This is a genomic window from Xanthobacter sp. AM11 (genome assembly GCF_047444035.1).
Classification (GTDB): Bacteria; Pseudomonadota; Alphaproteobacteria; order Rhizobiales; family Xanthobacteraceae; genus Xanthobacter.
In genome coordinates this window covers 4,323,479-4,336,153 of sequence record NZ_JBLAOA010000001.1, presented here as the reverse complement: position 1 = coordinate 4,336,153, position 12,675 = coordinate 4,323,479, and the positions used below count along the sequence as shown (strand labels likewise).

Sequence of the window (12,675 nt, the reverse complement as noted above, 5' to 3'; positions counted from 1 at the left end):
CCCGGCGCTCAGCCTTCCGCCGCCTCGCCCGCCTTCACCTTGCGCACGAAGGCATGGAACGCGGCCAGCTGGCCGGCCACGAAATCGCGCGTGGCGGGGTCCGCAAGGGCGCCATCGGCGACCTTGGCGTGGGCCTGCGCCACCATCACTTCCGGCACGTTCATGACGTGCGCGTCCACCGCCACCAGCACCTGGCGCAGGTGATACTGCGCCCGCGCCCCACCCATGGTGCTGGGAGATGCGGACATGATGAGGGTGGGCTTGCCCTTCAGCGGCCGGTCCTTGAGGCGGGACAGCCAGTCCAGCGCATTCTTCAGGCCGCCGGGGATGGAATAATTGTATTCGGCGGTCACGATCACCAGCGCGTCCGCCGCCTTAACCTGCTCGCCCACGGAGGACACCTGGCCGGGAAAGCCCGCCGTCTCGATGTCCCCGTCATAGATGGGCATCTGCGCGACCGAGGGCAGGATCTCCACGCTCACCCCTTCCGGGGCGAGGGCATCGAGGGCGCGGGCGAGTGCCCCGTTCAGAGACGCCTTGCGCACACTGCCCACCAGGACGACCCATTTCATAGCCATGCCTCGCGCTTGCCGCGCCCCCGTGGGCGTGGATCATGGCGATCATTGCATGAATGGGAAAGGGCTGCGTGACAGCCGGCGGCTTCAGCCCACGCGGGCCATGTGGTTGTCGAAGCGCGGGCCACCGGTGCGGCGCGCGATGATGCCCACCTCCTGCGGGCCGGCAGAGATGGCGATGACCTCCCCATAGCCCGAGGCGGCGACGAAGGTGCCGGCGTCCCGTCCCGGTGCGAGGCCGCAGCCGTCCATGAGTGGCACCGCCCCCACATAGCGCCCGTCCGCCTGCCAGATCGCCACCCGTCCGCCGCGGGGCGAGGCGCAGGCGACGAAGGCACCGGAGGGGTCGAAGGCCACCGAGCCCACATAGCCGCGCAGCGCCCGCAGTTCCGCTTCCGGCCCGTCGAACGGCGTCAGCACGCCATCGGCGCCGATGCGGAAAAGGAGCGGACGCGCCACCCCGTCGGCCAGCAGGTCCTGGGCCGCCACCACGGTGCCGCCGCGCCCGTCGCGGGAGAGATGGCGCAGGGACAGGCTGGCGAGGTCCGGCGCCAGACGCCCCTCGCCGCGCATCGTCCCCGTGGCCGGGTCGAGAAGGGTGATGCCCGAGCCTGTCACCTCGGCGTCGCGCGCCTCCGGCGTGTGGGGCTCGATGCCGCCATTGGCGACGACGAGGGCGCTCCCCGACAGCATCAGGTCGTGCGGGCCGTCGCCGCCGCTCGGCCATTCGGCCGCGATGGCGAAGCCGTCCGCCACCGCGCGCAGGGCGACGACGCCCCGGCCCATGTGGTGGGTGCCGTCCTGCGGCCGCTCGATCTCATTGGTGAGCAGGTGCCGACCATCCGCCGAAAAGCGTCCGTGCCCGGAGAAGACGCGCCCCTCGCCCGGCCCGAAGGAGGCCACGACGCCGCCGCGTTCCATGTGGAAGACGAAGGCGATATGTCCCGGCCGCCGCCCCACCGCCACCGCCAGCGGCCCGCTGGGGCTCGCCTCGATGCCGTGCAGCCGCACCGCGGAACCGGCCCGCACCTGCGCCGCCATGGCCGGATCCAGCCCTACCGCCGCAAACGCCTCGCCCACGCCCGCCGTGGCGATCCAGCTGGCACCGGCCACACCTGCGCCGTCCGCCGTGGCGACACCCGCCGCCCGGGCCGCCCCCGAAAGGCCGGCGCCTTCAAGGGCTGCCGCTGCGAGGAGCGCGCCTGCACTGGCGAGGAAGCCGCGCCGGCCGGGGGCCGGCAGGTGGTCGAAGGGCCGGCGCATCGCTCAATCCCCGTCGAGGGCGTTGAAGCCCAGCGAGATGCCGAAATAGGAGGCGATGGGCTTGTAGACGGTGGCCTGCGCCGACTTGAACACCTTGATGGCCGATTGGAGCGCGGCCGCGCCTGAGGCCGTTCCGGCGGCGGCGCCCAGATCGGCCGGAATCTTCTCCGCCGCCACGTCGGCCGCCGAGGCCGCCTTGTTCACCACCCATTGCGGCCGGCTCGGCATCTGCGCACCCACGGCGACCAGCAGCGCATCGGCGCTGCGCACCATGTTGGCCACCACGCGCCCCGCACGCCCCGCGCGCCAATTGTCGGCCAGGGCCGGCTTCGCGTCGGAGGGGCCGGAGCCTAGTACCGGCAGAAGCTTGGTGTCGGTGACCCGCTGGAACGCGCCGGACAGGTCGGTGAGGATCATGGCCGGCACCGCGGCGGCGTCGGGAAACAGCGCCGGATCGCCCTTGCCGGAGGCGATGGCGCCGAGCGCTCCCGTGGTCCGGTCGCCCCAGGCGGTGCGGACCTGCGTTGCGATGGTCGCGAGATTGACCGCAATGGCGGTTCCCAGGGCGCAGCGCCGAGCGGCTTCGTCGCCGGAGGTCAGGGCAGCGGCGGCGCCCTCCTCGAACAGCAGGCGCTCCAGCGCCGGCAGGCCCTGCACCGCGGCGCTGGACTGGGCGAAGCGGTCCGGCTCCAGCCGTGCGGCGTCCGGGTCGGCGATGATTTCCGAGAGGCCGCGGGCGATGGCGTTGCGCCGGTCGGGGAAGAAGGAGATGCGATCCGTGCGTAGCGACAGGCTGATGGGGCCGAAGGTGATGAATTCCACCGCGTTCCAGGCGTCCGCCGCGCGCCCGTAGGCGTCCTTCAGCGCGCCGAGCCCGGCCGCCTCGGGCTTGGCGCAGAAGCCGGCCCAGGCGGCCGATTGCGCGGCGGTGGCGCTGGCGAAGGCGTCATAGCGCGGCAGCAGCCAGCCCTCGATCAGCGGCACGGGATCGAGCACGGGGCTTGCGGCGCGGGCGGGCGCGGGGATGCCGGCGGCGAGCGTCGCGCCGATGAGCAGGTGCGCCGTGGCGGCGGCAAAAGTGCGAAACATGATCATCCGTGCCGGTCTCATGGATCAAAGGGAGGAAAGGTAGCGCACCAGCGCTGCCCTGTCCGTCGCGGACAGCGCGCCGAAGCGCCGCGCGGCGGCGGCGGCCTCGCCACCATGCCAGGCGACGGCTTCCTCGACGGTGCGCGCGCGCCCGTCATGCAGCAGCCCGGTGTCCTGGGCCAGGGCCTGCGACAGGCCGGCCAAAGGCGCCGTGCGCCATTCCGATGCCCTGGCCCCGGGCTCCGGCATGGTGTCGCCGAGGTCGGGACCCATTTCGTGCAACAGGAGGTCGGTGAACATGCGCGCCTGACCGCCGTCCCGCGTCGGCAGGGCCGGCCGATGGCAGGCGGCGCAGCCGGTGGCGGCGAACAACCGCTCGCCCGCGCGGCGCAGCTGCGGCGTCAGCGGCGCGGCATCGGGCGCGGGGAGGCTCGCCACATAGGCCACCACCCGGTCGAGCAGCGGGCCGCCGATCTCCAGGGCGTCGTCGGGGCTGCCCGCCGTGCGGTTGGCATCGCCATGGGGGGCGTCGCGGCAGGCCGATTGGGCCGGCGTGCAATCGCCCCATGGCTCGGGATGCAGCGGGTTCGACAGGCCGAGATCCAGGAAGAAGGCTTCCGCCGACTGGCTGGCGAGGGTGGCGTGGGCCGCCTTCCAGCCGAACCGTCCGAGCGCGACCGAGCCGTCCGGCCGGGGGATGCGGCGGAGGCGGCCGGAGACGCCATCGGCGCCCCGCGCCTGCTCCGCCTCGACCGCGAGGAGCGCTGAATCCGGCACATCGGCGAGGCGCCCGCGGCCATGCAGGTCCGGCGCGACGCGCAGGGAGATCCCGCTTGCGGCTTCAAGGGGGCCGTAGGCAAGCTCCTGCGGGACGCCCTGCCGGGCGCGCCTCCCGTCCGGCAATTGCGTGTCGCGGATCGCGATCACGCCCTCCGGCGCGATGCCCGGCGCGGCGTCGATCTGGAAGCGGCGGCCATATACCGGGTCTGCGGTGCCGTCCGGCCGGGCGATCATCAGCACGAAGCCTCGTCCGGCCGTGCCGTTCTCCACGGCACCGGAGGCGCGGCCGTCGCGGGGGTGGCAGGAGGCGCAGGAGCGGGCGTCGAACAGCGGGCCGAGCCCGTCGTCGCCGCGGGTGGAGGCGGGCGCGGGCACCCAGGGGCGCTTGAACAGGGCCTTGCCGATGTGCAGGTCGATGCCGGTGAGCCCTTCCGCCGCCATGGCCGGCGGCGCGATGGAGAGGGCGAGGATGAGGGCGAGCCGGGCCATCCGGCCGGAGCGGGCCCGCCAGCGCGGGGGGGGCATCATGTCACCCGGAACCAGCCCATGAGGCCGGTGTCCATATGTTCCAGGATATGACAATGGAACACCCAGTTGCCGCTGGTGGCGCGGAAGGCGATCTCCACCGTCTCGTTGGGCTCGGTCATCACCGTATCGGCGAGGTAGGGGGGGATGCCGGTCTTGCGTGAGGAGGACAGCACGCGGAACACGTGCCCGTGCAGGTGCATGGGATGGGGGTGCTTGGTGACGTTGGAGATGGAGAGCACATAGCTCCGCCCGTCCTCCAGCCGTTGCAGCGGCGGCGGCAGGCGCAGGTCCGCCCCCGCGCCCCAGGAATTGCGGTTGACGGCCCAGAACGTCTTGCTGCCCACGCAGGCGGATTCAATGAGGGCCTGCGCCAGCGGGTCGTCGGCGGGGAGGGGCGGGGCGATGGCGGTGGCGCCGGCGGCGGTCTGCACCAGGAAGTCGAACCGGGTCGGGCGCTTCATGTCCGGCAGCGGCACCTTGGCCGGCGGCAGGGCCTTCGGCTTGAAGGCGGTGCTGCGCCGGCCCCTGTCCACCGCCACCAGGGTGGTGAGGAGATAGGGCTCGCTGGTGCGATAATCGTAGATCTTGAGCTCCTGCCCCGGGCCCGGCATGCGCACATGCAGGTCGGCCCGCATGGCCGGGCCCATGCGCCAGATCTCGTCCGGCAAAGCGGAGAGAGCCATGGGGGTGCAGGCCTGGCCGTCGACGGCGATGAGGGCGGCGTCGTCCGTGTCGCAGCCGAGGTCGATGACGCGGGTGGAATCCGCCACCAGCACGCGCAGGCGCACGTCGCCATGGGCGGGGGCTTCCACCCGGGGGGGCACGGGCTGCCCGTTGGTGGCCCGCACGGTGCCGAAGGTGCCGGCGGTGGAGGCGCCCTCGTCCGAGGTCATGGGCAGCCAGCGCCCCGCCGCATCGAGCCGCCAGTCCTTCACCACGATGATGTGCTCGAGGTCGAAGCCGAGCCGCGCCTCGGCCGGATCGTCCACGATGAGCAGGCCGGCGAGGCCGCGGCCCACCTGCCCGGTCTCGTCGCAATGGGGATGGAAGAAATAGAGGCCCGGATCGGGCAGCGGCACATTGTAGGCGAAGCGGCCGCCCGGGGGGATCGCCGCCTGCGTCAGGGGCGAGACGCCGTCGGAGAAATTGGGCACGCGGATGCCGTGCCAATGCACCGTGGTGAGGTCCGGCAGGCGGTTCTCGAAATCCACCAGCAGGCGGGTGCCCCGGGGGGCGCGCACGGTGAGGAAAGGGGTGCCGTTATAGGCGCAGAAGCCGTGGGTCTGCGGCTTGCCGGGACCCAGCAGCGCCGCCTCCATCTCTCCGGCGGAGAGGGTGAGGCGGCGCACGGGGGCGTCGGGCGGCAGGGTATCGCGGGAAACCGGCTCACGGCTCAGGGCCGTGGGGGCGAAGGCCGAGGCCCCCGCCGCCGCGCCCGCGAGCAGCAACGTCCGCCGCGAGATCATGCCGTTTGCCTCAGCCCGCGGCCGTCACTTGCCGACGGCCTTGGGGTTGTCGAGGCTGTCGGAGCCTTCCATCTTGATCTGCAGCTTGAGGACAGCCACGCCGCGCTCGATGGCATGGGCCTGGGCGACCAGGGCGTCCACGCCGTCCTGGATCAGCTTGGCGCCCTTCTCGTTGCCCTCGGCCAGCATCATGTCATAGGCCATCTCGCCCGAATCGGCGGTGTCCTTGATCTTCTTCAGGGCGGCGAGGGCGGCGTCGGACTTCTGGTCGATCTCGTCGGCGACCTTGGGGTCGGCGGCGCGCACCAGGTCGGCGACGGAAGGACCGGAAAAGACGGTGCCGTCGAGCTTGGTGTAGCGGCCGTAATAGACGTCGCGGATGCCCACCTCGTCGAAATAATGCGAGTTGTGGGTGTTGTCGGAGAAGCAGTCGTGCTCTTCCTCCGGGTCGTGCAGGATGAGGCCGAGCTTCATGCGCTCGCCCGCCAGCTCGCCATAGGAGAGCGAGCCGATGCCGGTGAAGATGACCGCCAGTGCCGGCTTGTCCTTCTTCTTCAAGAGCGCGGCGCGGGCCTTGCCCTTCTGGCCCCAGGCGGCGGCCATCTCGTCGAGGTCCGCCACCAGCGTCTCGGTGGCCACCTTCAGATACTGGGCCCGGCGGTCGCAATTGCCGTGGGTGCAGTTCTTCAGGTCGTAATCGGTATAGGGCCGGTCGCCGGCGCCCTTTCCGGTGCCGTTGAGGTCCTGGCCCCAGAGCAGGAATTCGATGGCGTGCCAGCCGCTGCCCACATTGGCCTCGACCCCGCCTGCGGTGTTGAGGTCGTGCAGCAGCTGCGGCGTGATCTTGGTCACGTCGATGGTCTTCTTGCCGATGCGGATCGTCTTGGAGGCGATGACGTTGGCGGAGTAGAGCGGGTTCTCGTCGGACTTCTCGCCGTAGCTCTTCTTGTCCACATAGTCGATGAGGCCCTCGTCGAGGGGCCAGGCATTCACATTACCCTCCCAGTCATCGACGATCTTGTTGCCGAAGCGGAACGCCTCGGTCTGCTGGTAGGGCGCCCGGGCGGCCTTCCAGGCGTCCCGCGCCTTGGCCAGCGTGTCGGCGCTGGGGGCGTCGATGAAGGCAAGGACGGACTTCTGCATGTCCTTGGCCGCGGTGGCCGACGATTCATACATCACCTGGGCGAGGTCGGCATAATGCACCACCACGTCCCGTGGCTTCGGAGCATCGGCGAAAGCCGGGCTCGCGAGCGTTGCAATTGCAACCATTGCGCCGAAAATTTGCGCGCGCATCGACCTCTTCTCCTTGAAAACGGGACGGTCCGGCAAAAGGGGCGGGCAGCTACCCCTCAGTCGCGCGGAGCTTAGGGAGGGCGCCTTCCGCCGACAAGGGTCGTGCGGTATTATGGAATTGTTCCATTGTTGTCGCGCCCCGCGGCGCGGCGGCGAGATCAAGACAAAACGCCACATCCCGTATAGTAACTGACGTTGCGGGATATCCAATGCCGAAAAAGTTGTGCAATCCACCACAAATGTGCACGGATACTTGTGTCGTGATGCATCTTTATGCATCCATGGCCGGCCACAGCTTGTTCCAGATCACAGCACGGCTGCTCTCTTTCAAATTTGAATAATTCAAAACTGTTGGTGCGCGGATGACATTCCCGCGACGCTGGTGCTAGCCTGCGATCCATCGGCGCGGCCTTCTTCCGACGCGGCGGTTGAGTCTCGCGATTGTTCGTGCCCTTCGAATCGATTTGCAACGCTGTATTCCCAAGTTCGCCATTCGCAGTTTCTTTGCATGTGTCCGGTCCACGCAGAAGTTCTCAGGAGCGGGCCGGTGAGGAGCAAGGTTCATGATTGCCGCGCTGCTGATCGTCTTTCGCGAAGTGCTTGAAGCGGGCATCGTCATCGGTGTCGTTCTTGCGGCATCCGAAGGGATTCGCCACCGGCTTGCATGGATCTTCCTCGGCGTCGTCGGCGGTATCGCCGGTTCGGCGGTGCTCGCATTCTTCGCCGACCAGATCGCCGGCACCTTCGAAGGCTCCGGCCAGGACATCCTCAACGCCGCCATCCTCAGCGTGGCGGTGGTGATGCTGGTTTGGACCGTGGTGTGGATGGCGAGCCACGGCAAGCAGATGGTCGCCGAGATGAAGGGCGTGGGGCTGGACGTGAAGGAAGGGCGCAAGCCGCTCGCGGCCCTTGCCATCGTCGTCGGCATGGCGGTTCTGCGCGAGGGCGTGGAGATCGTGCTTTTCCTCTATGGCATCACGGCCACCGGCGCGGAAACCGCCGGCGACGTGGCGCTGGGCGGCGCGCTGGGCCTTGCCGGCGGGGCGCTGGTGTCGCTGGCGCTTTATCGCGGCCTGGTCGCCATTCCCGTGCGGCACCTGTTCAAGGTCACGTCCATCCTCATCATGCTGCTGGCGGCGGGCCTGGCCGCGCAGGCGGTGGGCATCCTGCAGGATGCGGGCTTCATCCAGTCCCTGTCCGATCCGGTGTGGAACACGAGCTGGCTGCTTGCGGACGATAGCGCCGTCGGCCGCGTGCTGCGCACCCTGGTGGGCTACCGGGCCGAGCCCACCGGCCTCCAGGTCCTCGCCTATCTGGGCACCGTGGCGCTCATCCTTGCGCTATCGGCCGTGGTGAACGGGCGTCACGCCCCCCACGCCGGCATGTCGCGCCGGGCGCGCGCCTGAGGCCTCCACCCCGGCCTTCCGTCGGCGGGAAGGCGTTCCCGCAGGCGCTGGAAACCGCTATGCTCCCTGCTCCGCAGGCAGCGTGGCGCCGGACGGCGAGGAAGGGAACGCAGTGACCAAGAAGGATGGCACCCGCCTGTTTCTGCGCGTGGACTTCCCCGACGGGCGCAGGCTCGGCCCCGGCAAGATCATGCTGCTGGAAGCGATCCGCGAGCAGCGCTCCATCCTTGCCGCAGCCAAGTCCATCGGCATGAGCTATCGCCGCGCGTGGCTGCTGGTGGACGAACTCGACCGCATGTTCGAGCAGAAGGTCATCGTCACCCATCCCGGCCGGCGCGGTGCCGGCACCGAGGTGACGGCCTTTGGCGAGCGCATCATCGCCCTCTACCGCGCCATGGAACGCCAGGCGGCGAAGGCCACGCAGGCCGCCGTCGGCGAGCTCACCCAGTCTCTTGCGGCAGAGTTCCTCCCGCAATCACGCGCAGAGCCGGGGGAGCCCGAGGCACCGGCGGCGAAGGCGGGCTGAGAATTTCCGCACCCGGCGAGGCGAAGCCAGCCGGGCGGCTGTCCACCGTCACCGCCTTGATCATGGCCCACACCGGCATGCCGGGCTCCAGCGCCAGGCGCATGACGCTCTCCTGCGTCACCAGAGCGTGGATCGAGCCGTGCGACAGCGCCACCTCCACATCGGAGAAAGGCCCCTCGGCCCGTTGGATCCGCGCGACCTTGCCGGCGAGGCGGTTGGTGACCGAGACGTCGATGGGACGCGAGAGGGAGAGCGAGACATCGCGTGAGCGGATGCGCGCCCGCGCCGGCGCACCCACCGGACGGCCCACCAGGGGAACGCGCAACTCGCCATCGGGGAACGAAACGGTGGAGAGGCCGAACTCCTCGTCATGGGCGGTGACGACGCAATCGAAGATGGTGCCGACGTCGAAGCGACCGAGCACCGGCAGCAGTTCGGGCCGGGACAACACTTCGGCAAGGGGGCCGCAGGCGATGACCCGGCCGTCCGTCACGGCCGCAACCGCGTCGGACAGGCGCATCACCTCCTCCATCGAATGGCTCACATAGAGGATGGGCAGCCGCAGCTCGTCGCGCAGGCGTTCGAGATAGGGCAGGATCTCCCCCTTGCGCATTTCGTCGAGGGAGGCGAGGGGCTCGTCCATCAGGAGCAGGCGCGGCTGGGACAGCAGCGCGCGGCCGATGGCGACGCGCTGCCGCTCCCCGCCGGAAAGGGTGTGCGGGCGCCGCCGCAGCAGATGGGCGATGCCGAGCATCTCGACCACGGAATCGAACGAGATGGTGCGCGCCCGCCGGGACCGGCGCTCGCCATAGCGCAGGTTGCTTTCCACGGTCATGTGGGGGAAGAGGCGCGCATCCTGGAAGACGTAGCCGACGCCCCGCTGCTCCATGGGCAGGGAGATGCCCCGGCTCGTGTCCACATACACCTCGCCGCCCACCACGATGCGGCCCTTGTCCGGGCGCACCGAGCCGGCCACCAGCTGGATGATGGTGGTCTTGCCGGAGCCGGAGCGGCCGAACAGGGCGGTGACGCCGGTTTCCGGCACCATGAAATGGGCTTCCAGCCGAAAGCCCGTGCTGCGGGCGAGGCAGACGTCGATCTCGATCATATCTGTCCCAGGGCGAACTTGATGCGGCGGTCCGCCATTTCGGCGAGGATGAGGGAGCCCAGCGCCAGGATCACCGAAACCACCGTCAGCCGCAGGGCCATGGCGTCGCCGTCGGGCATGTGGGTGGCGCTGTAGATGGCGAGCGGGATCGTCCGCGTCTGCCCCTCCACGTTGGAAACGAAGGTGATGGTGGCGCCGAACTCGCCCAGGGCGGAGGCCAGCGAGATGAGGCAGCCGGAAAGCACGCCGGGCATCATCAATGGAAAGGTGACGGTGAAGAAGGCATCCAGCCGGCTCGCGCCCAGCGTCCGGGCCGCCGTCTCGATGCCCTTGTCGATGCCGCCGATGGCGAGGCGGATGGCATTCACCGTCAGGGGAAAGCTCACCACTGCCGCAGCCACCGTGGCGCCGGCAGTGGAGAAGATGAGCGAGATGCCGAACCACTCGTAGAGATATTGGCCAAGATAGCCGCGGGTGCCGAGGGTGATCAGCAGAAGATAGCCGACGACGACCTTCGGCAGCACCAGGGGCAGATGGACGATGCCATCGAAGATGCCCTTGCCGGGAAAGTTGAAGCGCGCAAGCACCCAGCCCACGAGGATGGCCGGTGGCAGGCTGCAGATGGTGGCCCAGAAGGCGACCTCAAGGCTGAGCCTGACGGCCGTCCATTCCTCGGGGGTGAGCATGACGTCAAATTCCAGATGGTCACGGTGGTGAGCTTAAGCCCAACCCGCGGGTGCGGCGAAAGGATTCCGCGCCGGCCCCGGGTGGGGCCGGCCGGCGGCTGCCTGCCTCACTTCACCGTGAAGCCGTACTTCTTGTAGATTTCCTTGGCTTGGGGGCCTTGCAGGAAGGCGAAGAACGCCTTGGCGGCCGGGGTGTCCTGGCCCTTCACCAGGGCGAAGGGATATTCCACCGGCGGGTGGCTGTCGGCGGGGAAGACCGCCACGATCTTCACATTCTTGGCGATGGCTGCATCGGTGGCGTAGACCACGCCGTAGGGCACCTCGCCGCGTTCCACCAGGGCCAGCGCCGCGCGCACGCTCTCGGCGCCGACGATGCGGGGCGCCACCTTGTCCCACACGCCGAGATTGGTGAAGGCGGTCTTGGCGTAGACACCCACCGGCACGCTGTCCACGAGGCCGGTGGCGATGCGGCCGTTGGCGCCCAGCAGGGCGTCGATGTCCATTCCCTTGGCAAGGGTCACCGGCTTTGCCCGGTCGGCCGGCGCCACCAGCACCAGGGCGTTGCCGATGACGGTGGCGCGCGTGGCGGGAAGGGTGAGGTCCTTCTTGTCCGTATAGTCCATCCACTTCAGGTCGGCGGAGGCGAAGATGTTGGCGGGCGCGCCCGCTTCAAGCTGCTTGGCCAGGGCCGAGGAGGCGGCGAAGGAGAATTTCACGGCCGTCTTCTCGCCGGTGGCGGCATAGGCCTTGGCGATGTCCTCGAACGCATTGGTGAGGCTGGCGGCGGCGAAGGTGGTTACGGTCGTTTCGGCCGTGGCGGTGGAGGCCTTTGCCGGCTCCTCCGCGCGGGCAGGGGCGAAACCGGCCGCAGTGAGGAGGAGGCCGACCAGAAGGCCGCGGCGCAGAACGAACATCGACATGGCAATGCTTCTCCCGTGATATGTTCGTTCATATACAGGATGGCGCAGTGAGACAACAGCCTTCCCTCCGGGGCGTGCCCACCGGTAGAGCGGCCAGATGAAGGGGAAAACCGTCTTTCATGCTGCGGCGCGGCATCGCGTCGCATGGCGGTATCGGGGGCAGGCGGCTTGCCGGCTCACCATCCCATCAGCTTGAACAGGGCGGCTCCGGGCGCCAGCATGACAAAGGCCCAGAGGGCGGCGCTCGCCACGTTGGCGATCTGGAAGTGGCTCTGCCGCATGGCGAACATCCCCGCCACCAGGGGCACCACCGCGCGGATCGGCCCGAAGAACCGTCCAATCGCCACCCCCCATACGCCGAAGCGCTGGAACAGGTCCTCCGCCCGCGCCACGAGATCGGGGCGAAGCGAGAGAGGCCACAGGCTCTTCGCCCGCTCCTTGTAGTGAAAGCCGAGCCAGTAGGACAAGGCGTCGCCCAGCGCCGCGCCGGCTGCCGCTGCCAGCCAGATGGGAAAGAAATGCAGCCCGCTCGCCTCGATCAGCGCGCCGATGGCGAGCAGCAGCACCGTGGCCGGGATGAAGAAGGAGACCAGCGCCAAGGATTCCCCGAACGCGAGGCCGAACACCACCGCCGGAGCAAGTCCTTGATTCTGCTTCACAAACGCGGTGGTCGCGGCAACAATGGACTGAACGTCGATCATCTGTCCTCCGTCCGCAATGTCGGCCTGCTCTGCCCCTCGTGCAAGGGGCATCCCGGAGCCGGGCGGCAGCCACCTTCTGCCTCAGCTCTTTGGCGAAAAACGTGCCACGCGCCTTGAAAAGGTCACGTGAATAGGTCATATGCCATGTCGTAGCGCCGCAACGGGAGTTTGCAATCCCGTGTGACCGCGCTTTCGGGCCGCGTAGCGGAGACCGCTGGAGCTTCCCTTCCCTAGAAGCATCGCAAGCGGCTTTGCCCGATTTTCACATTGCCTTTGGACACCCCAGGCCACGCGGGATGTCGAAATCCCCGCGAGCCGCGCTGTGCCGCAAGCA

Annotated in this window: 12 protein-coding genes; 2 read left to right on the top strand and 10 right to left on the bottom strand. The window is 69.2% G+C overall.

Features of this window, described 5'->3' with window-relative positions; all coding sequences use genetic code 11:
- Positions 1 to 8 precede the first annotated feature (8 nt).
- The 6 genes from ACI7BZ_RS19885 to ACI7BZ_RS19860 all read right to left on the bottom strand — a co-directional run bounded on the left by ACI7BZ_RS19885 (position 9) and on the right by ACI7BZ_RS19860 (position 6,994).
- Positions 9 to 572: an NADPH-dependent FMN reductase gene (locus tag ACI7BZ_RS19885; protein WP_414118862.1), complete on the bottom strand. Its 564-nt coding sequence runs from the start codon at positions 570 to 572 to the stop codon at positions 9 to 11.
- Positions 573 to 662: 90 nt separating this feature from the next.
- A complete protein-coding gene (locus tag ACI7BZ_RS19880) occupies positions 663 to 1,838 on the bottom strand; it encodes a DUF1513 domain-containing protein (RefSeq protein ID WP_414118861.1) in 1,176 nt (391 codons plus the stop codon).
- A 3-nt stretch (positions 1,839 to 1,841) separates the two neighbouring features.
- Positions 1,842 to 2,933 carry an imelysin family protein gene (locus ACI7BZ_RS19875; RefSeq protein WP_414118860.1) on the bottom strand — a complete coding sequence of 364 codons (1,092 nt, stop codon included), beginning with the start codon at positions 2,931 to 2,933 and terminating at the stop codon, positions 1,842 to 1,844.
- Positions 2,934 to 2,951: 18 nt separating this feature from the next.
- Entirely contained in the window at positions 2,952 to 4,235 is a 1,284-nt protein-coding gene (locus tag ACI7BZ_RS19870) for a di-heme oxidoredictase family protein (RefSeq protein WP_414118859.1), read from the bottom strand.
- Positions 4,232 to 5,701, bottom strand: coding sequence for a multicopper oxidase family protein (locus ACI7BZ_RS19865; protein ID WP_414118858.1), 1,470 nt, complete (start codon positions 5,699 to 5,701; stop codon positions 4,232 to 4,234). The genes ACI7BZ_RS19870 and ACI7BZ_RS19865 overlap by 4 nt, the downstream gene beginning before the upstream one ends.
- 24 nt (positions 5,702 to 5,725) lie before the next feature.
- Positions 5,726 to 6,994 (bottom strand): imelysin family protein, encoded by a 1,269-nt coding sequence (locus ACI7BZ_RS19860; protein ID WP_414118857.1) that lies wholly within the window; start codon positions 6,992 to 6,994, stop codon positions 5,726 to 5,728.
- Positions 6,995 to 7,557: 563 nt separating this feature from the next.
- Between ACI7BZ_RS19860 and ACI7BZ_RS19855 the strand changes: the two genes are divergently transcribed.
- Complete coding sequence (locus ACI7BZ_RS19855) at positions 7,558 to 8,400, top strand: FTR1 family iron permease (protein ID WP_414118856.1); 843 nt, start codon at positions 7,558 to 7,560, stop codon at positions 8,398 to 8,400.
- A gap of 112 nt (positions 8,401 to 8,512) precedes the next feature.
- Positions 8,513 to 8,926, top strand: a complete 414-nt coding sequence (locus tag ACI7BZ_RS19850) for a winged helix-turn-helix domain-containing protein (RefSeq protein WP_414118855.1) — start codon at positions 8,513 to 8,515, stop codon at positions 8,924 to 8,926.
- On the opposite strand, the gene modC is transcribed toward ACI7BZ_RS19850, so the two are convergent.
- The 4 genes from modC to ACI7BZ_RS19830 form a co-directional block, all read right to left on the bottom strand.
- Positions 8,841 to 10,034: a molybdenum ABC transporter ATP-binding protein gene (gene modC, locus ACI7BZ_RS19845; protein WP_414118854.1), complete on the bottom strand. Its 1,194-nt coding sequence runs from the start codon at positions 10,032 to 10,034 to the stop codon at positions 8,841 to 8,843. The genes ACI7BZ_RS19850 and modC overlap by 86 nt on opposite strands.
- Positions 10,031 to 10,720 (bottom strand): molybdate ABC transporter permease subunit, encoded by a 690-nt coding sequence (gene modB / locus ACI7BZ_RS19840; RefSeq protein WP_414118853.1) that lies wholly within the window; start codon positions 10,718 to 10,720, stop codon positions 10,031 to 10,033. The genes modC and modB overlap by 4 nt, the downstream gene beginning before the upstream one ends.
- 107 nt (positions 10,721 to 10,827) lie before the next feature.
- A complete protein-coding gene (gene modA, locus ACI7BZ_RS19835; protein WP_414118852.1) occupies positions 10,828 to 11,640 on the bottom strand; it encodes a molybdate ABC transporter substrate-binding protein in 813 nt (270 codons plus the stop codon).
- 176 nt (positions 11,641 to 11,816) lie between these two features.
- Positions 11,817 to 12,341, bottom strand: coding sequence for a DedA family protein (locus tag ACI7BZ_RS19830; protein WP_414118851.1), 525 nt, complete (start codon positions 12,339 to 12,341; stop codon positions 11,817 to 11,819).
- Positions 12,342 to 12,675 lie beyond the last annotated feature (334 nt).

What these genes read in the sequence shown, in the direction of transcription:
- ACI7BZ_RS19885 (WP_414118862.1), bottom strand. Translation starts at nt 572, where the DNA reads ATGAAATGGGTCGTCCTGGTGGGCAGTGTGCGCAAGGCGTCTCTGAAC.
- ACI7BZ_RS19880 (WP_414118861.1), bottom strand. Translation starts at nt 1,838, where the DNA reads ATGCGCCGGCCCTTCGACCACCTGCCGGCCCCCGGCCGGCGCGGCTTC.
- ACI7BZ_RS19875 (WP_414118860.1), bottom strand. Translation starts at nt 2,933, where the DNA reads ATGATCATGTTTCGCACTTTTGCCGCCGCCACGGCGCACCTGCTCATC.
- ACI7BZ_RS19870 (WP_414118859.1), bottom strand. Translation starts at nt 4,235, where the DNA reads ATGATGCCCCCCCCGCGCTGGCGGGCCCGCTCCGGCCGGATGGCCCGG.
- ACI7BZ_RS19865 (WP_414118858.1), bottom strand. Translation starts at nt 5,701, where the DNA reads ATGATCTCGCGGCGGACGTTGCTGCTCGCGGGCGCGGCGGCGGGGGCC.
- ACI7BZ_RS19860 (WP_414118857.1), bottom strand. Translation starts at nt 6,994, where the DNA reads ATGCGCGCGCAAATTTTCGGCGCAATGGTTGCAATTGCAACGCTCGCG.
- ACI7BZ_RS19855 (WP_414118856.1), top strand. Translation starts at nt 7,558, where the DNA reads ATGATTGCCGCGCTGCTGATCGTCTTTCGCGAAGTGCTTGAAGCGGGC.
- modC (WP_414118854.1), bottom strand. Translation starts at nt 10,034, where the DNA reads ATGATCGAGATCGACGTCTGCCTCGCCCGCAGCACGGGCTTTCGGCTG.
- modB (WP_414118853.1), bottom strand. Translation starts at nt 10,720, where the DNA reads ATGCTCACCCCCGAGGAATGGACGGCCGTCAGGCTCAGCCTTGAGGTC.
- modA (WP_414118852.1), bottom strand. Translation starts at nt 11,640, where the DNA reads ATGTCGATGTTCGTTCTGCGCCGCGGCCTTCTGGTCGGCCTCCTCCTC.
- ACI7BZ_RS19830 (WP_414118851.1), bottom strand. Translation starts at nt 12,341, where the DNA reads ATGATCGACGTTCAGTCCATTGTTGCCGCGACCACCGCGTTTGTGAAG.